Source organism: Streptomyces sp. NPDC042100 (genome assembly GCF_055582325.1).
Genome location: NZ_JBVJDK010000005.1, coordinates 236,191 through 254,610, shown reverse-complemented (window position 1 = coordinate 254,610; position 18,420 = coordinate 236,191). Strand labels below are relative to the sequence as shown.

Below are 18,420 nucleotides of genomic sequence, written 5' to 3'. Positions count from 1 at the left end.
CTGACGGAGTCCGGGGCGGAGCCGGGCCCCCGCCCGCTGACCGGCCGCGACTGGGTCCGCGCCACCACCACGGCCCACCCCCCGCACGCCCCGGCCCCGCAGCCCCCGGCCCAGCCCGCCGCCGCCCTCCGGGTCCGGCGGGAGCGGATCGAGGGGCTGCTGCTCGGGCTCGCCGCGGGGGACGCCGCCGGGTGGCCGGCGGCCAGGCACCGGGCCGCCCGGATGCCCGAGTGGACCCGGCGGCTCACCCGCGAGCTCGACACCTTCGCCGAGCAGAACGCGACGACCACCCTCCCCGTCCCCATCGCCCTCAACCAGCCCCCCGAGCCGCTCCGGCTCGGCCCCTCCGACGACGCCGAGTGGGCGGTGTTCACCGCCGAGGCGCTGCTGGCCTCGGCGGGCCCCCTGTTCGACACCCTGCCGGTCGAGCGCCGGCTGCGCGCCGCCGTGGACCTGGCCTGGAACTCCCTGGCCAGCCAGGTCGCCGCCGCGGCGGACCGGGCCCCCGAGGTCGAGTCCGCCGTCCTGCCGCTGCGCGCCCGGATCTCCGTACGGGCCGGGCTCGGCAATCTGGCCGCCGGGCTGCGCCCGCCCGCCACCGGGCACGACAACCCGCACTACTTCGACGACGCCGCCTGCGTCCGCGCCGCCGTGCTCGCGCTGGCGCACCCCGGCGACCCGGCCGCCGCCGCCGAACTCGCCGAGTTCGACGCCCGGTACACCCAGGACGGCGACGGCGTGCACGGCGCCCGCGCCATGGCGGCGGCCACCGCGGCGGCCCTCGGCGGGGCGGGGCCCGACGAGGCGGTGGAGGCGGCCCTGGCGCAGCTGCCGCCCGCCACCGAGATCGGCCGCAACGGGCGGTACGCGGTCGAGCTGGCCCGCTCCGCGGACTCCGCCTTCGCGCTGGTCCCGCTGCTGGAGCACCGGATCGTCGACCACGTCTACAGCTACGGGATCGCCGCCGCCGAGACCGTGCCGGTCGCCCTCGCCCTGACCACGGCGGCACACGGCGCGATGGCCGCCGCGCTGCCCGCCGCCGCCTGCCTGTCCCGGGTGGCCGACTCGGCCCCGGCGCTGGCCGGCGCGCTCACCGGCGCGCTGGGCGGCGGCCGTTCGGTGCCGGAGACCTGGCGGGAGGCCTGCCGGACGCTCGCGGGCTGCGCGCTGCCCCGGCTCGCGGGCACCGACCTGGTGGAACTCGCCGGTCTCCTCGGAGCCACGGAACCGGCCGAGCCGGGTGGACAATTCCGACATGACACCCACTCTGGATGACCGGATCACCGGCAGCCTCATCGGCGCCGCCGTCGGCGACGCCCTCGGCGGCCCCGTCGAGGGCTATACGCCCGCCCAGATCCTGGAACGCCACGGCGGTCGCGTCACCGGCATCGTCGGCCCCTGGAACGGGGACTCCTGGCGCACCGCCCGGCCCATCGCCCCGTACCACAAGGGCGACGGGCACGTCACCGACGACACCTTGATGACCCACGCCCTGATCCGGGTGTACGAGAAGGTCCGCGACCACCTCGACGCGCACGCGGTCGCCGAGCACCTGGTCCCCGAACTCATGGGCCGCCCGGTGTGGATCCCCGAACTGGAGGCGGAGGCGCTCCCCCTCCAGCGGGTGTTCCTCGCCGAGAAGTGGATCGTGACCCGGCTGCACTACGCCCACGCCGACCCGCGCGAGGCCGGCACCGGCAACATCGTCAACTGCGGCGCCGCGATGTACATGGCGCCGGTCGGCCTGGTCAACGCGGCCGACCCGGCGGGCGCCTACGCCGAGGCGCTGGACGTCGCGGGCGCCCACCAGTCCTCGTACGGCCGGGAGGCGGCCGGCGTGTTCGCGGCGGCCGTCGCCGCGGCCTGCGTCCCGGACGCCACCCCCCGCTCCGTCGTCGACGCGGCGCTGGCCCTCGCCAAGGACGGCACCCGGGCCGCGATCCGGGCCGTCACCGAAGTCGCCGGGGAGCACCGGGACTTCGAGACCGCCCTGGAGCCGCTGCGGCGCGCGGTCGCCCCCTACGACTCGGTCGGCCCCGACTACCGCGCCCCCTCCCTCGACGCCCGCCGCCCCTCCCGGACGCACGCCATCGAGGAGCTGCCCGTCGCCCTCGGCTTCCTCCTCGTCGGCGCGGGCGACTACCGCCGCACGGTCCTGGGCGCGGTCAACTACGGCCGGGACTGCGACTCGACCGCCACCATGGCGGGCGCGCTCGCCGGAGCCCTCGGCGGCGAGTCCGCGATCCCCGCCGAGTGGGCGAAGCGGGTCGCCGAGGCCAGCCGGCTCGACCTGCACGCCCCGGCCGCCGCCCTCGCCGCCGTCAGCCGCGAGGTGCACCGCCGCGACACCGCCCGCCGCCGCGCCCACGAGGCGGCCTACGCGGCGCTGACGGGCCCGGCCCGGTGACCCCCGGCACCGGGCTCGCGCCCCGGCCGGCCGCCGTCCCGCTGCGGCTGACCTGGGTCCAGCCCGAGGACCTGGTCGGCCACGAACTGCGGCAGGCCGCGGAGGACGGCCGCAACGGCCCCGAGGCCCGGGCGCTCGCCGCCCGCTGGCGGGCGGCCGGCGGCCCGCCCGCCCCCACGGCCGCCGGGGCGTCCGCCGCGCCGCGCCCGGACCTGCGCCCGCTCGCCGAGGAGATCCTGGACGCCCTCGCCGCGCTCCCCTCCCCGCTCGCCGACCGCGAACCGACCGCGCTCGACGCCATCGTGGCCGCCTGCCCCGACTGGCCGGGCGAGCGGCCCCGGCCCCCGCGACCGCCCCGGGAGCCCGACCCCGGCCTGCTCCCCCGGCTGCACGCCGCCTGGCTCGGCCGCGCCGCCGGCTGCCTGCTCGGCAAACCGGTCGAGAAGCTGCCGCTGGACGCCATCCGCGCCCTCGCCCGCGCCACCGGCAACTGGCCCCTCGCCGACTGGTTCACGGCCCGCGGCGTGCCCGCCGCCCTGCTCTCCGCCCACCCCTGGAACCGCCGCTCCGCCGCCACCTCCCTCGCCGAGAACATCGACGGGATGCCCGAGGACGACGACCTGAACCACCCCCTCCTCGCCCTGCTCCTCCTCGCCCGCCACGGCCGCGCCTTCACCACCGCCGACCTCGCCCGGCTCTGGCTCGACGAACTGCCCGCCGGCCGCGCCTTCACCGCCGAGCGGATCGCCTACCGCAACCTCCTCGACGGCGTCGAACCCCCCGCCACCGCCTCCCGCCGCAACCCCTTCCGCGAGTGGATCGGCGCCCAGATCCGCGCCGACGTGCACGGCTGGACCCACCCCGGCGACCCGGCCGGCGCCGCCCGCCAGGCCCACCGCGACGCGGTGCTCAGCCACACCGGCAACGGCGTCTACGGCGCCATGTTCGTCGCCGCCGCCCTCGCCACCGCCGCCACCGGCACCGCCGACGCGCACCGGGCGCTGGCCTCCGGACTCTCCGTCGTCCCACCGCGGTCACGGCTGGCCGAAGCCGTCCGCCACGGCATCGCCCTCGCCCGCGACGCCCGGGACGCCCGGGACTTCGACTCCGTCGTGGACCGGCTGCACGCCCGCTACGGCGGGTACCACTGGGTCCATGCCGTCCCCAACGCCGCCGTCCTCGCCGCCGCGCTCACCCACGCCGACGGCGACTTCACCCGCTCCGTCTGCGCGGCCGTCTCCGGCGGCTGGGACACCGACTCCAACGGCGCCACCGCCGGATCCCTCGCCGGACTCCTCGCCGGCCACCCCGACCGGCTGCCCGCCCGCTGGACCTCCCCCCTCAAGAACCGGCTCGCCAGCTCCGTACCGTCCTTCGACGGCATCGGATTCGACACCCTGGCCGCACTGACCCACACGGAGGCCGTACGCCCATGACCAGCATCGTCGTGCTCGGCAGCACGAACATGGACCTCGTGGCCTATGTGCCCAGGGCCCCCGCCCGCGGCGAGACCGTGACCGGCCGGGAATTCCGCACCGTCCCCGGCGGCAAGGGCGCCAACCAGGCCGTCGCCGCCGCCCGCGCCGGCGCGGAGGTGTCCCTGATCGGCGCGGTCGGCACCGACGACTTCGGCACCCGGCTGCGCTCCGCGCTCGAACACAGCGGCGTCGACACCGACCTGCTGCGCACCTCCGAGGGCCCCTCGGGCACCGCCCACATCGTCGTCGACGACGAGGGCGGCAACGCGATCGTCGTCGTCCCGGGCGCCAACGGCACCGTCACCTCCCTCACCCACGGCGACGAGGCCCTGATCGGCACCGCCGACGCCCTGCTCCTCCAGCTCGAACTCCCCCTCCCCGTCGTCGTCGAGGGCGCGCGCACCGCCCGCGGCCTCGGCGTCCGCACCGTCCTGACCCCCGCCCCGGCCCGCTCCCTCCCGCCCGAACTCCTCGCCTCCACCGACCTGCTGGTGCCCAACGAACACGAGGCCGCCGCCCTCACCGGACACACCGACCCGCACGCCGCCGCCGAGGCCCTGCTCCGCTTCGTCCCCGAAGTGGTGATCACCCTCGGCGCCTCCGGCAGCCTCTACGCCACCCGGGGCGCCGCCCCGCTCACCGTGCCCGCGCCCCGCGTCCGGGCCGTGGACACCACCGCCGCGGGCGACACCTTCGTCGGCGCCCTCGCCGTCGCCCTCGCCGAGGGCCGTCCCGCGCCCGGGGCCCTCGCCTGGGCCTCGGCCGCCGCCGCCCTGTCGGTGCAGCGCGCGGGCGCCTCCACCTCCATGCCGTACCGCTCGGAGATCGAGGCGGCGGCCGGGGACCGGGAGGCCGATCCCGCGTGAGCACCCCGACCCCGCCCGTGCCCGCGCCGGCCCCACCCGCCGCTCCTCCGCTGCGCGGACTGCGCGTCCTCGACCTCGCCACCCTCTTCGCCGGGCCGCTCGCGGCGACGATGCTCGGCGACTTCGGCGCCGAGGTGGTCAAGATCGAGCACCCCCGCCGCCCCGACCCCTCCCGCGGCCACGGCCCGGCGAAGGACGGCGTCGGCCTGTGGTGGAAGGTCCTCGGCCGGAACAAGCGCACGATGACCCTCGACCTCTCCACCCCCGGCGGCCGCGACACCCTGCTGCGGCTGGCCGCCGACGCCGACGTCGTCGTGGAGAACTTCCGCCCCGGCACCCTGGAGCGCTGGGACCTCGGCTGGGAGGAGCTCTCCGCCGTCAACCCGCGCCTCGTCCTCGCCCGGGTCACCGGCTTCGGGCAGTTCGGCCCGTACGCCCGCAGGCCCGGCTTCGGCACCCTCGCCGAGGCCATGAGCGGCTTCGCCGCCCTCACCGGCGAACCCGAGGGCCCCCCGACCCTGCCGCCCTTCGGCCTCGCCGACTCCATCGCCGCCCTCGCCACCGCGTACGCCGTGATGACGGCGCTCACCGCCAGGAACACCACCGGCCGCGGCCAGGTCGTCGACATGGCCATCATCGAACCGATGCTCTCCGTCATCGGACCCCACCCCCTCTGGTACGACCAGCTCGGCTACGTCCAGCCCCGCACCGGCAACCGCTCCCGCAACAACGCCCCGCGCAACACCTACCGGACCGCCGACGGGTCCTGGGTCGCCGTCTCCACCTCCGCCCAGTCGATCGCCGAGCGCGTGCTGCGCCTGGTCGGCCGCCCGGAGCTGATCGACGAGCCCTGGTTCGCCGACGGCACCGGCCGGGCCGCCCACGCCGACCTCCTCGACGAGGCCGTCGGCTCCTGGATCGCCCGCCACACCCGCGACGAGGCTTTGGCCGCCTTCGAGAAGGCGGAGGCCGCGATCGCCCCGGTCTACGACGTCCGCGATGTGCTCGCCGACCCGCAGTTCCAGGCGCTCGGCACCGTCACCGAGGTCCCGGACCCCGAACTCGGACCGCTCCGGATGCAGAACGTCCTCTTCCGGCTCTCCGAGACCCCCGGCGGGATCCGCTGGGCCGGCCGCCCGCACGGCGCCGACACCACCGCGCTCCTCACCGAGCTCGGCCTCAGCGGCGCCGAGATCGACGCCCTGCGCGAAGAGGGCGCCGTATGACCGGAACCGCCCCGCCCTTCACCCCCCTCACCTGGCTCTACGCCCCCGGCGACCGCCCCTCCGTGGTCCACAAGGCCCTCGCCTCCGGCGCCGACGTCGTCATCGTGGACCTGGAGGACGCGGTGGCCCCGGACCGCCGGGCCTACGCCCTCGCCGCCACCGCCGAGCTGCTCGCCGAACCCCACCCCGTACCGATCCACGTCCGCGTCCACGCCCCCCGTGACATCCCCGCACTCGCACCCCTCCCCGGGCTCGTCGCTCTCCGTGTTCCCAAAGTGACACACCCCACTGACATCCACCGGATCGCCGAGCTCGCCCAGGGCCTCCCGCTCTACCCGCTCCTGGAGAACGCCCTGGCCGTGGAGCACGCCTACGCCATCGCCGCCGCCCACCCCACGGTCCACGGCATCGCCCTCGGCGAGGCGGACCTGCGCGCCGATCTGGGGCTGCGGGACGACAGCGGCCTCGACTGGCCGCGCAGCCGGATCGTGGTCGCCGCCCGCGCCGCCGCCCTCCCGCCCCCGGTCCAGTCGGTCCACCCCGACGTCCGCGACCTGGAGGCGCTCGCCGCCGGGTGCGCGCGGGGCCGGGCGCTGGGCTTCCTCGGCCGGGCCGCGATCCACCCCCGCCAGCTCCCGGTCATCGCCCGCGCCTACCTCCCCACCCCCGACGAGGTCGCCGCCGCCGAACAGGTCGTCAAGGCGGCCGAGGCCGAGGCGGGCGCGCTCGCCCTCCCCGACGGGCGCTTCGTGGACACGGCGGTGGTCGCGGGAGCCCGCCGCGTCCTGGCCCTGGCGGCCCGCGCGGCCTGAGGGCGCCCGCGCGGACGACGGAGGGCCGCCGGGACCCGATGGTCCCGGCGGCCCTCCGCCGTGTACGTCGTGCAGGTGGCCCGGATCGCCCGGGTCAGCGCCCGCCGGCTCCGGCGCCGTTGCCGGCACCGTCCTTGGCGGCCCCGTCGGCGGGAGCGTCGCCCTCACCGGCCGCTTCGGCCGCTTCGGCCGCCTCGGCCTTCTCCGCCCCGCCGTCGGCGTCACCGGCCGTCCCGGCCCCGCCCTTCTCCGCCGGGTCGGCGCTCTCGGCCTCGTCGGTCTTCTCGGCCTTCTCGGCCTTGTCGCCCTTCTCGGTCTTCTCGGTCTTCGGCTCCACGATCTCCTCGCGGCCCGGGCGGACCTTCGACGAGACGACGATGTAGACGACCGCGAGGACGAAGACGATGATCGCCGTCCACACGTTCAGCCGGAGGCCGAGGATGTGGTGCGCCTCGTCGACGCGCATGTACTCGATCCAGGCGCGGCCCGCGCAGTACGCCGCGACGTACAGCGCGAAGGCGCGGCCGTGGCCGAGCTTGAAGCGGCGGTCCGCCCAGATGACCAGGAGCGCGACGCCGACGCACCACAGCGACTCGTAGAGGAAGGTCGGGTGGTAGAGCCCCGCCTCCCGGTTGGCACCGGCGGTGATCTTCAGCGCCCAGGGCAGGTCGGTCGGCCTGCCGTAGAGCTCCTGGTTGAACCAGTTGCCCCAGCGGCCGATGGCCTGGGCGAGGGCGATGCCGGGCGCGATGGCGTCCGCGTACGCCGGGAGCGGGATGCCGCGGCGGCGGCAGCCGATCCAGGCGCCGACGGCACCGAGCGCGATGGCGCCCCAGATGCCGAGGCCGCCCTCCCAGATCTTGAAGGCGTCGACCCAGTCCTCACCCTCGCTGAAGTACAGCTGGTAGTCGGTGATGACGTGGTAGAGCCGGCCGCCGACGAGGCCGAAGGGCACCGCCCAGACGGCGATGTCGGCCACGGTGCCGGCGGTGCCGCCCCGGGCGATCCAGCGCTTGTTGCCGAGCCAGACGGCGACGAAGACACCGATGATGATGCAGAAGGCATAGCCGCGCAGCGGGATCGGTCCGAGGTGGATCACGCCGGTCGACGGGCTGGGAATGTAGGCAAGGTCCATGGCAGGTCCGACGCTACCTTGCCGGGCGGGCCCTGCGGCAGCCAGCCCGGCAACTTCTCCGTAACTACTCCGGCGAACCGGCCGCCGGGGAGGCCGTGCCCGCCTTCTTGCCCTTGTTGGCCTCGGCGACCCACTTCTTCAGGTTCTCCACGGAGATCTGCTCGTTCCCCTTCGAGGGGAAGACCGGTTCCCCGTTGAGCAGGACGGACGGGGTGCCGGTGAATTCGCTGGCCTTGAAGGCGTCGTTCGACTTCTTCACCCAGCCGTCGTGCGTGCCGTCCTCGACGCAGCTGCGGAACGTCGGCGTGTCCAGCCCGGGGACCTTCGCCGAGAGCTCGATGAGCTTCGCGTTCTTCGCGTAGGCGTCGTCCGTCTCCTGGGGCTGGTTGGTGTAGAGGACGTCGTGGTACTGGGTGAACTTCCCGGCGTCCTGGGCGCAGGCCGCCGCGTTCGCCGCGCGCAGCGAGCCGCTGCCGCCCATGTTCCCGTCGATAAGGGTGGCGAGGTGGTATTCCGCCTTGACGGCCCCGGAGGCCTCCAGCTCGTGGATGGTGTCCCGGAAGAAGTTCTCGAACTGGGCGCAGGCCGGGCAGCGGAAGTCCTCCCAGACGGCGAGGGTGGACGGGGCGTCCGGCCTGCCCTGGGGGATGGCCGGCTTGTCGCCGCCGATGGCGCCGGCGGGGGCGACGACGGGGCCCGCCTTGTCGGAGCTGTCCTTGCCGCCCGCGTTGGCGGCGATCACGCCGACGACGGCGGCGAGGCCGAGGACGCCGACGACCGCGGCCGACACGATGAGGACGCGGCGCTGCTTCTCGCGGGCCTTGTCGCGCTGGCGCTGCTGCTGGAGGCGCTCCCGCGCGCTCTGGGTACCACCACTGTTCTTCTCACTCACGCCCACAGCAACGAACCGGGGAGGCATCACCGTGCCTCCCCGGTCCGAAATCCACCCGTATGGGTTACGCGGTGCGGCGCACGCCCTCGGCGAGTTCGGCCGCCAGTTCCCTTACGGCGCCGAGCGCGGCGGTCTCGTCGCCGTCGGCGTCGAGGATCCGCTGGACGAAGGCCGAGCCGACGATGACGCCGTCGGCGAAGGCGGCGACCTCCTTCGCCTGGCGCGCGTTGGAGACGCCGAGGCCGACGCAGACCGGCAGGTCCGAGGTGGCCCGGGTGCGGCGGACCAGGTCGGAGGCCTGGGCACCGACGGACTCGCGGGTGCCGGTGACGCCCATGAGGGAGGCGGCGTAGACGAAGCCGGAGCCGGCCGCGGTGATCGTGGCGAGCCGCTCGTCCCTGCTGCTGGGCGCGACGACGAAGACGGTGGCGAGACCGTGCTTGTCGGCGTGCTCCCGCCACAGGGCGGACTCCTGGACCGGCAGGTCGGGCAGGATGCAGCCCGCGCCGCCGGCCGCGGCGAGCTCCTCGGTGAAGCGCTCGACGCCGTAGCGGTCGATGGGGTTCCAGTACGTCATGACGAGGACCGGCTTGCCGGTGGCCTCGTGGGCCTCCCGCACCGTGCGCATGACGTCGGCGATCTTGACGCCGCCGCGCAGGGCGATGTCGTCGGCGGTCTGGATGACCGGGCCGTCGAGCACCGGGTCGCTGTGCGGCAGGCCGACCTCGACGACGTCGGCGCCGCCGTCGAAGACCGCCTTGATGGCGGCGATGCCGCCGTCGACGGTCGGGAAGCCGGCCGGGAGGTAGGCGATGAGCGCGGCGCGGTCCTCCGCCTTGGCCTTGGCCAGGGTGTCGCTGAGCAGCTGGATGGTGCCGGTCACTTGGAGCCCTCCCCGTCGTACAGGCCGAAGTAGCGGGCCGCGGTGTCCATGTCCTTGTCGCCGCGCCCGGAGAGGTTGACGAGGAGCAGGCCCTCCGGGCCGAGCTCCCTGCCGATCTCCAGGGCCCCGGCGAGGGCGTGCGCGGACTCGATCGCCGGGATGATGCCCTCGGTGCGGGAGAGCAGGCGCAGGGCCCGCATGGCCGCGTCGTCGGTGACGGCGCGGTACTCGCCGCGCCCGCTGTCCTTGAGGTAGGCGTGCTCGGGGCCGATGCCGGGGTAGTCGAGGCCGGCGGAGATCGAGTACGGCTCGGTGATCTGGCCCTCCTCGTCCTGGAGGACGTAGGAACGGGAGCCGTGCAGGATGCCGGGCTCGCCCGCGGTCAGGGTGGCCGCGTGCTCGCCGGTCTCGACGCCGTGGCCGGCCGGCTCGCAGCCGATCAGGCGGACGCCGGCGTCCGGGACGAAGGCGTGGAAGAGGCCGATGGCGTTGGAGCCGCCGCCGACGCAGGCGACGGCCGCGTCGGGGAGGCGGCCGGCGCGCTCCAGGATCTGGCGGCGGGCCTCGACGCCGATGACGCGGTGGAAGTCGCGGACCATGGCCGGGAAGGGGTGTGGTCCGGCGACGGTGCCGAAGAGGTAGTGGGTGTCGTCGACGTTGGCGACCCAGTCCCGGAACGCCTCGTTGATGGCGTCCTTGAGGGTGCGGCTGCCGGACTTCACGGCGATGACCTCGGCGCCGAGGATGCGCATCCGGGCGACGTTGAGGGCCTGCCGCTGGGTGTCGATCTCGCCCATGTAGATGGTGCAGTCGAGGCCGAAGAGGGCACAGGCCGTGGCGGTGGCGACGCCGTGCTGGCCGGCGCCGGTCTCGGCGATGACGCGGGTCTTGCCCATGCGCTTGGTGAGGAGGGCCTGGCCGAGCACGTTGTTGATCTTGTGCGAGCCGGTGTGGTTGAGGTCCTCGCGCTTGAGGAAGACGCGGGCGCCGCCGGCGTGCTCGGCGAAGCGCGGGACCTCGGTGAGGGCGCTGGGGCGGCCGGTGTAGTCGGCCATGAGGGCGTTGAGCTCGCGGGCGAACTCGGGGTCGGCCTTGGCCTTCTCGTACGCGACCGCGACCTCGTCGACGGCGGCGACGAGGGCCTCGGGGATGAACTTGCCGCCGTAGGCGCCGAAGTAGCCCTCGGGCGACGGGACCTGACCCTCCGGGTCCGGAATGAAGAACTCGCTGGACATGCGGTTGCTCCTGGTGCGCGTGCTGACGAATGGTCACCGTATGCGCGCGAGCACGGCCACGAGCGCCGCCCGACGTCGTCAGGCGGTCGTGGTGTCCCTGCGGGTGCGCGCGACGCGCGGGCGCCATCGCATGCCGTTGACCTGGCCCGGCTCGTCGCCGATCACGTACCGGACCCGGCGGCCGTGGACCCGGCGGGCGGGCGCGCGGCAGCCGCGCGGCCGGCAGCCCCGGGCCAGCGGGGCGTGGGCCGGGGCGGCGGCGGTGCGGAGCCGCGTACGGCGCGCCGACGGGACCTCGGGCGAGGTCGGCGACGCGACGCGGCGGGCGGTCATGTCAGGTCAGCTCCGGCCGTGCCGCAGCGCCGGGTGGGCGCCGGCGGCGACCAGGTCGGCGACGGCGGCCTTGGGGTCGCGGCCGGTGACCAGGGACTCGCCGACCAGGACCGCGTCGGCGCCGGCGTTGGCGTACGCGATGAGGTCGTGCGGCCCGCGGACGCCGGACTCGGCGACCTTGACGATGCCGGCCGGGATCTCGGGGCCGACGCGCTCGAAGGTGGCGCGGTCGACCTTGAGGGTCTTGAGGTTGCGCGCGTTGACGCCGATGATCCGGGCGCCGGCGTCGACGGCCCGCTCGACCTCGTCCTCGTCGTGGACCTCGACCAGCGGGGTCAGGCCGATGGACTCGGCGCGCTCGATGAGGGAGACCAGGGCCTCCTGCTCCAGGGCGGCGACGATGAGGAGCGCCAGGTCGGCCCCGTACGCGCGGGCCTCCCAGAGCTGGTACGCGGTGACGATGAAGTCCTTGCGCAGCACCGGGATGTCGACGCGGGCGCGGACGGCCTCCAGGTCGGCGAGCGAGCCGCCGAAGCGGCGCTGCTCGGTGAGCACGGAGATGACGGCGGCGCCGCCGGCCTCGTAGTCCGCGGCGAGCGCGGCCGGGTCGGCGATGGCGGCGAGGGCGCCCTTGGACGGGCTGGAGCGCTTGACCTCGCAGATCACCTTGACGCCGTCGCCGCGCAGCGCGGCGACCCCGTCCTTGGCCTGCGGCGCCTTGGCGGCGCGCTCCTTGAGCTCGTCAAGGGAGACCCGCGCCTGCCGCTCTGCGAGGTCGGCGCGCACGCCTTCGATGATCTCGTCGAGCACACTCACGCGAGAGGCCCCCTTCCGGGACGGTGACGGTGTTGATGAACGCCGAGGAACAGTGTTCAGCCATGTCGATGGTATCCGCAGGTGGGCCCCGGACCCGCATCGGTGGGAGACGCGTCCCACCTGCTGGGACTTCAGGGGGCCAGCGCTGAGCCGAACGGGAGGTTCCGCACGAGGGTGAAGACGGCCAGGACGACCCCGATCCCCCACCACAGCACCGGGGAGACGGAGAGGCGCATGGGGGCGCCCTTGACGGCGCGAATCAGCCATACGGCCATGACGACGGCGAAGACGCCGTAGCCGATGACGGCCAGGGCGTTCGCGCCGAGGGCGGTGCCGAGCTCGCCGTGGACGACGGCGTGGGCGCTGCGCAGTCCGCCGCAGCCGGGGCAGTAGAGGCCGGTGAAGCGGAGCATCGGGCAGACCGGGTAGTGGCCCGGTTCGTTGGGGTCGACCGTGCCGACGTACGCGAAGGCCGCCGCGACGGCGCCGAGCGTGCCGAGCGGTACGAGCAGCCGCCGGGCGAGCGGCCGGGGCGCCGGGGGCGGGCCGTAGGGGCCGTACGGGCCCTGCGCGCCGTGCGGGGCCCACGGGCCGGGCTGCGGTTCGGTGGCGGCTCCCGCCGTCGGCTTCACGTCCACCCGGTGATTCTCGCCCGTGACGCGCGAAGGCGCAGCCCCGCGTCGCGGGGCTGCGCCTTCGGAGTGAGCCGGGAGCGTCAGGCGCGCGCCTTGACGCTCGCGGTGGCGGCCTCACGGGCGGCCACGACGGCGGCCGACTGCTTCGGCATGCCGAGGCCCGCGATCTTCATGACGCCGCCGACGACACCGCCGAGGACGATGACGCCGACGCCGCCCCAGAAAGCGGGCACGTTGGCGGCCACCATGAAGACGCCGGCGATGCAGAAGCCGATGAACGAGATGATGACACCGGTCCAGGCGGCCGGGGTGTGTCCGTGGGCGCTGCCCGCCATGAGTTGCTCCTCGTTGGTGTTGCTCGGTGGTGACGCCTCATTCTTCCGCACATGGGGGCGCGGAGATGAATCGGGGTGCCCGAACGATCACGCGTCGCGTCGCGGCCGCGCCGGTCAGTCGCCCCTGGTGGGGTCCTCGCCTCGGTCCAGGGCCTTCCACAGCTCCTCGGGCCGCTCGGGATCGGCCGGGGCGCCGCGGCGCGCCGCGCGCGGGGCGCCGCCCCGCTCGTACCGGCCGCCCATGGCGGGCCAGGCCTTGCCGTAGCGGAGGGCGAAGAGCCCGGCGGCCAGGATGAGGACGGCGCCGACGGCGGTGACGTACGGCCAGACGGTGTGGCTGAGGCCCTCGACGGCGGCGGCGGTGTTGCCGCTGACGCGGGCCGCCTCGGCGTTCAGGGCGGCGCTGTCGGAGGCGCCGAGGAACGCGGCGAGGGCCGCGCCCGCGCCGCTGAGGGCGAGCAGGGCGGCGACCAGGGTGCGGCCGGTGCGGCGGACGGCGAAGACGGCGACGAGCGCGGCGAGGCCGACGATCGCGAGGGCGGTCGGGACGCCGGTCACGGTGCCGCCGTTGGCGTGCACCGGTACGGCGCCGCCGCCGACCGCCGCGGTGCCCTCGGCCCAGATCTGGCCCGTGGAGAGCAGCACGACGGTGGCTCCGAGGGCGCCGAGCAGAAGAGCCGCGGCGAGGCTGCGGCGGGCGCCCGACGGAGAGGCGGCGCCGCCCGCGCGGGCGGCTCGGGGCTGGGGTACGGGTACGGCACTCACGTACCCCACTATCCCCTACCGGCCCGGCGCGCGTTCATCCGGTCGTGGTCATCCGGTTGGCGGTGTGGACGGCGCGGAGCACCGCGGCGGCCTTGTTGCGGCATTCGTTGTCCTCGGCGACCGGGTCGGAGTCGGCCACCACACCCGCTCCGGCCTGCACATACGCGGTGCCGTCGCGCAGCAGGGCGGTGCGGATGGCGATGGCGGTGTCGGAGTCGCCGGCGAAGTCGAGATACCCGACACATCCGCCGTACAGGCCGCGCCGGGTCGGTTCGAGCTCCTCGATGATCTGCATCGCGCGGGGCTTGGGCGCGCCGGAGAGGGTGCCGGCCGGGAAGCAGGCGGTGAGCACGTCGAAGGCGGTCCGGCCCTCGGCGACGCGGCCGGTCACGGTGGAGACGATGTGCATGACGTGCGAGTACCGCTCGATCGACATGAAGTCGACGACCTCGACGGAGCCCGGCTCGCAGACCCGGCCCAGGTCGTTGCGGCCGAGGTCGACGAGCATCAGGTGCTCGGCGCGCTCCTTGGGGTCGGCCAGCAGCTCCTCGGCGAGGTCGTGGTCCTCCTGCGGGGTGGCGCCGCGGTGCCGGGTGCCGGCGATCGGGTGGAGCATCGCGTGCCCGTCCTCGACCTTGACCAGCGCCTCGGGCGAGGAGCCGACGACGTCGAAGCCGTTCTCGAAGCGGAAGAGGTACATGTACGGGGACGGGTTGGTGGCCCGCAGCACCCGGTAGACGTCCAGGGCGCTCGCGGCGCACGGGGTCTCGAAGCGCTGGGAGGGCACCACCTGGAAGGCCTCGCCGGCCCGGATGCGCTCCTTGATGTCCTCGACGGCGTCCTGGTAGGCCGGGCCGCCCCAGAGGGCGGAGAACTCCGGCAGGGCGGAGTCGGGCAGGGCGGCGGGGACGGTGGCGACGGGGCGGGCCAGGTCGGCCTCCATCGCGTCGAGGCGGGCGACGGCGTCCGCGTACGCCTCGTCGACGCCGGTCTCCAGGTCGTTGTGGTTGATCGCGTTGGCGATCAGCAGGACCGTGCCGTCCCAGTGGTCGAGGACGGCGAGGTCGCTGGTGAGCAGCATGGTGAGCTCGGGCAGCTTCAGGTCGTCGCCGCCGTGCTCGCCGATGCGCTCCAGGCGGCGGACGATGTCGTAGCCCAGGTAGCCGACCATGCCGCCGGTGAACGGGGGCATCCCGCCCGCGAGGTCGCGGGGCGTGTGCAGGGTCTCGACGGTCGCCTTGAGGGCGGCGAGCGGGTCGCCGTCGACGGGGACGCCGACCGGCGGGGTGCCGAGCCAGTGGGCCGCGCCGTCGCGGACGGTCAGGGTGGCGTCGCTGCGGACCCCGATGAAGGAGTAGCGGGACCAGCTGCGCCCGTTCTCCGCGGATTCGAGGAGGAAGGTGCCGGGGCGTTCGGCGGCGAGCTTGCGGTAGAGCCCGACCGGGGTGTCGCCGTCGGCGAGGAGCCTGCGGCTGACGGGGATGACGCGGCGGTCGGCCGCCAGCTTGCGGAAGTGCTCGAGATCCATGGCGCCAGACCCTACTCGGCCGCGAGGAGGACGTCGGCGTCGAAGCAGGTCCGGGCGCCGGTGTGGCAGGCGGCGCCGACCTGGTCGACCGTGACCAGCAGGGTGTCCGCGTCGCAGTCGAGCGCGACGGACCTGACGTGCTGGACGTGGCCGGAGGTGTCGCCCTTGACCCAGTACTCCCGGCGGCTGCGGGACCAGTAGGTGCAGCGGCCGGTGGTGAGGGTGCGGTGCAGGGCCTCGTCGTCCATCCAGCCGAGCATGAGCACCTCGCCGGTGTCGTACTGCTGGGCGATGGCGGGGACCAGGCCGTCCTCGCTGCGCTTGAGGCGGGCGGCGATGGCCGGGTCGAGGGCGCTGGGGGTGCGGGGCGTGCTGCTCATGCCGCCATTCTGCCGCGCGCGGCGGACGGGTCCGGCGGTGCGTCCACTGGGCGGACGGACGGGGGCCGCCGTACCCTGGCCAGCATGTCGACCCATGCCAAGCGTGAACGCCTTCTGCTCGCGGACCTGTTGGAGGCGGCTGGTCCGGACGCGCCGACGCTCTGCGAGGGCTGGCGGACCCGGGACCTGGCCGCCCATGTGGTGGTGCGCGAGCGCCGCCCGGACGCCGCGGCCGGTTCGCTGGTCCCGGCGCTGAAGGCCCGGCTGGAGCGGGTGCAGGCGGAGTTCGCCGAGAAGCCGTACGACGAGCTGATCCAGCTCATCCGGACGGGTCCGCCGAAGCTCTCGCCGTTCACGATCAAGCAGGTGGACGAGGGCGCGAACGTGGTGGAGTTCTACGTCCACGCGGAGGACGTGCGCCGGGCGCAGCCGGACTGGTCGGCGCGCGAGCTCGATCCGGTGTTCTCGGACGCGCTCTGGTCACGCCTGGAGAAGTCGGCCCGGCTGCTGGGCCGCAAGGCCCCGGTGGGGCTGGTGCTGCGGCGCCCGAACGGGCAGACGACGGTGGCGCACAAGGGCACCCCGGTGGTGACGGTCTCGGGCGAGCCGGGCGAGCTGACGATGTTCCTCTTCGGGCGGCAGGACGCGGCGAAGGTGGCGCTGGACGGCGAGCCGGAGGCCGTGGAGCGGCTGCACGACACGAAGCAGCTGGGGATCTGAGGAGCGGGTCCCGTACGGGGAGGGGCACTCCCCATACGGGACCCGCTGGGCAGTGCCGCTCCCTATCGCGTCAGCTCGGCCCGGCGGACCGCCGGGACCAGGAGCCCGTACACCCCCGACAGGGCGCAGACGGACGCGCTCACGACGTACACGGGCCCGACGCCCCACAGGCCGATCGCCGCGCCCGTGAGCGGGTAGCTGAGCGGGGCGAGGCCGAGGGAGCACAGGCCGGCCACGGCGGTGACGCGGCCGAGGTAGGCGGGCTCGCAGTGGGTCTGGACGAGGGCGTTGCACAGCGCCCCGGAGAGCCCGGCGAAGAGGCCGATGGCGAGTCCGACGGCGACGGCGGCGGGCAGGGAGGCCGTGAAGGCGAGGGCGCCGATGGCGACGGCCCCCAGGGTCATGGTCCAGCCGCTGACGGCCCCCGCGCGGGGCACGTGGCCCCGTACGGCGAGGAGCAGGGAGGCGGCGCCCGCGCCGGTGCCGAAGCCGGCGAGGATCCAGCCGATGCCGGTGGCGCCCCAGCCGCGCTGGTCGGCCAGGAGCGCGAGGCCGACGTTGAGGGGCCCGGCGAAGCCGAGGTCGCTGAGCAGCACGATGACGATCAGCGGGCCGAGGACGCGGTGGCGGCGCAGGTGGCGCAGCCCGTCGGCGAGGTCGCCGAGGGCGGTGCCCGCGCGGGCCGTGCCGTCGGCGGGGAGGGCGCGGAGCCGCAGCGCGCACAGTAGCGGGAGGGAGAGGGCGAAGAGCACCCCGGCGGCGCCGAAGGCGGTGGCGGGGCCGCCGAGAGCGACGGCGAGGCCGCCGAGCGGGCCGCCGAGGACGGCGCCCGAGCGGTACGCGAGGCCGCGCAGCCCCTGGAGCCGGGCGAGCTGGTCCCGGGCGGCGATGCGGGGCGGCAGGGCGCCGACCGCGGGCAGGAACAGGGCGTCGACGACGCCGAAGACGAGGGCGACGGCGGCGAGCGCCCACAGGCCGGGCGCGGCGACGAGGAGCGCGGCGGCGAGGCCCAGGACGACGAGGGAGCGGGCGGCGTCGGAGCCGATGACGACGCGGCGGGGGCCGAGGCGGTCGGCGATCACTCCCCCGCCGAGCAGGAGCAGCGCGCGGGGCACGGCGCTGACGGCCATGACGAGTCCGGCCTGGGCGGGGGTGCCGGTGCTGACGGCGGTCCAGGACAGGGCGAGGTAGAAGACGCTGTCGCCGAGCGTGGAGGCGGTGTAGGCGCCGACCCAGCGCAGCACGTTGGGGTCGCGGTGGGCGGGCCGGGCGGGGGCGGGGGCCGGGGCGGTCGTCGTGGCGGGCACGGGATCAGCCTCTGTAGGGGAAGCCGAAGAGGTGGACGGCGACGTTCTCGCGTCCTTCGGTCTCGCCGGCGGCCTCGGCGGCGCGGGACGCCTCGTCGTACTTCCGCACGACGGCGTCGAGCTCGGCGCCGAGGGCGGCCAGTTCGGCGGCGGTGAGCCGGGGCAGCCACTCGGAGCTCACCGAGGCGGCCCGCCACTCCTCGGACCAGGTCTGGCGCTCGTCGAGGAAGCGGTTGAGCATCTCGCTCCGCTGGGCGTTGACGGCGCGGCCGAACGCGGCGGTCGCGGCGACGAGTTCCGGCGCGTCCCGGACGTCCTCCTCGTGGATGCTGAAGCCGTAGGAGCTGGGCCGCCACCACCGCTCGCGGCCGTCGGCGGACTGCGCCTCGGCCTCCTCGATGAGGCCGTGCTCGGCCAGTTTGCGCAGGTGGTAGCTGACGAGCGAGACGGCCTCGTCGACCTGGCCGGCGAGCTGCGAGGCGGTGGCGGTGCGGGCGACGAAGAGGGCGCGGTAGAGGCGCATCCGCAGCGGGTGGGAGATGGCTTTGAGGGTGCCGAGATCGGTGATCCGGCGGTTCTCCGACGAGGTCATGCCAGAACCCTAGATAGGAAAGAAAACTTGCACAATGAAGATTGCGCAAATAATCCTTCGCGTCGAGTGAAAGAA

Annotated in this window: 20 protein-coding genes; 7 read left to right on the top strand and 13 right to left on the bottom strand. The window is 75.2% G+C overall.

The window, feature by feature from the left end:
- Genes ACZ6J5_RS13605 through ACZ6J5_RS13580 form a run of 6 tightly spaced genes read left to right on the top strand, consistent with a single transcriptional unit; the run spans position 1 to position 6,789 of the window.
- Positions 1-1,275: an ADP-ribosylglycohydrolase family protein gene (locus tag ACZ6J5_RS13605; protein WP_469391363.1), complete on the top strand. Its 1,275-nt coding sequence runs from the start codon at positions 1-3 to the stop codon at positions 1,273-1,275.
- Positions 1,256-2,407: an ADP-ribosylglycohydrolase family protein gene (locus tag ACZ6J5_RS13600; RefSeq protein WP_469390932.1), complete on the top strand. Its 1,152-nt coding sequence runs from the start codon at positions 1,256-1,258 to the stop codon at positions 2,405-2,407. The genes ACZ6J5_RS13605 and ACZ6J5_RS13600 overlap by 20 nt, the downstream gene beginning before the upstream one ends.
- Positions 2,404-3,843, top strand: a complete 1,440-nt coding sequence (locus ACZ6J5_RS13595; protein WP_469390930.1) for an ADP-ribosylglycohydrolase family protein — start codon at positions 2,404-2,406, stop codon at positions 3,841-3,843. The genes ACZ6J5_RS13600 and ACZ6J5_RS13595 overlap by 4 nt, the downstream gene beginning before the upstream one ends.
- Complete coding sequence (gene rbsK / locus ACZ6J5_RS13590; RefSeq protein WP_469390929.1) at positions 3,840-4,751, top strand: ribokinase; 912 nt, start codon at positions 3,840-3,842, stop codon at positions 4,749-4,751. Before ACZ6J5_RS13595 ends, rbsK begins: the two co-directional genes overlap by 4 nt.
- Positions 4,748-5,977 (top strand): CaiB/BaiF CoA transferase family protein, encoded by a 1,230-nt coding sequence (locus tag ACZ6J5_RS13585; RefSeq protein ID WP_469390927.1) that lies wholly within the window; start codon positions 4,748-4,750, stop codon positions 5,975-5,977. Before rbsK ends, ACZ6J5_RS13585 begins: the two co-directional genes overlap by 4 nt.
- Positions 5,974-6,789 (top strand): HpcH/HpaI aldolase/citrate lyase family protein, encoded by an 816-nt coding sequence (locus ACZ6J5_RS13580; RefSeq protein ID WP_469390925.1) that lies wholly within the window; start codon positions 5,974-5,976, stop codon positions 6,787-6,789. Before ACZ6J5_RS13585 ends, ACZ6J5_RS13580 begins: the two co-directional genes overlap by 4 nt.
- Positions 6,790-6,883: 94 nt before the next feature.
- On the opposite strand, the gene lgt is transcribed toward ACZ6J5_RS13580, so the two are convergent.
- From lgt to hisI, 11 genes are all read right to left on the bottom strand, one after another.
- Positions 6,884-7,924, bottom strand: a complete 1,041-nt coding sequence (gene lgt / locus ACZ6J5_RS13575; protein ID WP_469390923.1) for a prolipoprotein diacylglyceryl transferase — start codon at positions 7,922-7,924, stop codon at positions 6,884-6,886.
- Positions 7,925-7,988: 64 nt separating this feature from the next.
- On the bottom strand, positions 7,989-8,816 hold the full coding sequence (locus ACZ6J5_RS13570) for a DsbA family protein (protein WP_469390921.1): 828 nt from the start codon (positions 8,814-8,816) through the stop codon (positions 7,989-7,991).
- A 64-nt stretch (positions 8,817-8,880) separates the two neighbouring features.
- Positions 8,881-9,699 (bottom strand): tryptophan synthase subunit alpha, encoded by an 819-nt coding sequence (trpA, locus tag ACZ6J5_RS13565; RefSeq protein WP_469390920.1) that lies wholly within the window; start codon positions 9,697-9,699, stop codon positions 8,881-8,883.
- Positions 9,696-10,934: a tryptophan synthase subunit beta gene (gene trpB, locus ACZ6J5_RS13560; protein ID WP_469390918.1), complete on the bottom strand. Its 1,239-nt coding sequence runs from the start codon at positions 10,932-10,934 to the stop codon at positions 9,696-9,698. Before trpB ends, trpA begins: the two co-directional genes overlap by 4 nt.
- A gap of 78 nt (positions 10,935-11,012) precedes the next feature.
- A complete protein-coding gene (gene trpM / locus ACZ6J5_RS13555; protein ID WP_469390916.1) occupies positions 11,013-11,267 on the bottom strand; it encodes a tryptophan biosynthesis modulator TrpM in 255 nt (84 codons plus the stop codon).
- 6 nt (positions 11,268-11,273) lie between these two features.
- A complete protein-coding gene (gene trpC / locus ACZ6J5_RS13550; RefSeq protein ID WP_469390914.1) occupies positions 11,274-12,083 on the bottom strand; it encodes an indole-3-glycerol phosphate synthase TrpC in 810 nt (269 codons plus the stop codon).
- A gap of 131 nt (positions 12,084-12,214) precedes the next feature.
- Entirely contained in the window at positions 12,215-12,721 is a 507-nt protein-coding gene (locus ACZ6J5_RS13545; protein ID WP_469390912.1) for a DUF2752 domain-containing protein, read from the bottom strand.
- A gap of 77 nt (positions 12,722-12,798) precedes the next feature.
- Entirely contained in the window at positions 12,799-13,053 is a 255-nt protein-coding gene (locus ACZ6J5_RS13540; RefSeq protein ID WP_469390910.1) for an HGxxPAAW family protein, read from the bottom strand.
- Between the two features lie 114 nt (positions 13,054-13,167).
- Entirely contained in the window at positions 13,168-13,827 is a 660-nt protein-coding gene (locus tag ACZ6J5_RS13535) for a TIGR02234 family membrane protein (RefSeq protein WP_469390908.1), read from the bottom strand.
- Between the two features lie 25 nt (positions 13,828-13,852).
- Positions 13,853-15,346, bottom strand: coding sequence for an anthranilate synthase component I (locus tag ACZ6J5_RS13530; protein ID WP_469390906.1), 1,494 nt, complete (start codon positions 15,344-15,346; stop codon positions 13,853-13,855).
- Positions 15,347-15,357: 11 nt separating this feature from the next.
- The gene (hisI, locus tag ACZ6J5_RS13525; RefSeq protein ID WP_469390904.1) at positions 15,358-15,726 is read right to left on the bottom strand and encodes a phosphoribosyl-AMP cyclohydrolase; all 369 of its coding nucleotides are present in this window, start codon (positions 15,724-15,726) and stop codon (positions 15,358-15,360) included.
- Between the two features lie 84 nt (positions 15,727-15,810).
- On the opposite strand from hisI, the gene ACZ6J5_RS13520 reads away from it, so the two are divergent.
- Entirely contained in the window at positions 15,811-16,446 is a 636-nt protein-coding gene (locus ACZ6J5_RS13520; RefSeq protein WP_469390902.1) for a TIGR03085 family metal-binding protein, read from the top strand.
- Between the two features lie 62 nt (positions 16,447-16,508).
- Here ACZ6J5_RS13520 and ACZ6J5_RS13515 read toward each other — a convergent pair whose 3' ends face one another.
- Both ACZ6J5_RS13515 and ACZ6J5_RS13510 read right to left on the bottom strand, forming a co-directional pair.
- Positions 16,509-17,753 carry an MFS transporter gene (locus tag ACZ6J5_RS13515; RefSeq protein ID WP_469390900.1) on the bottom strand — a complete coding sequence of 415 codons (1,245 nt, stop codon included), beginning with the start codon at positions 17,751-17,753 and terminating at the stop codon, positions 16,509-16,511.
- Positions 17,754-17,757: 4 nt separating this feature from the next.
- On the bottom strand, positions 17,758-18,345 hold the full coding sequence (locus ACZ6J5_RS13510; protein WP_469390898.1) for an ArsR/SmtB family transcription factor: 588 nt from the start codon (positions 18,343-18,345) through the stop codon (positions 17,758-17,760).
- Between the last annotated feature and the right edge of the window lie 75 nt (positions 18,346-18,420).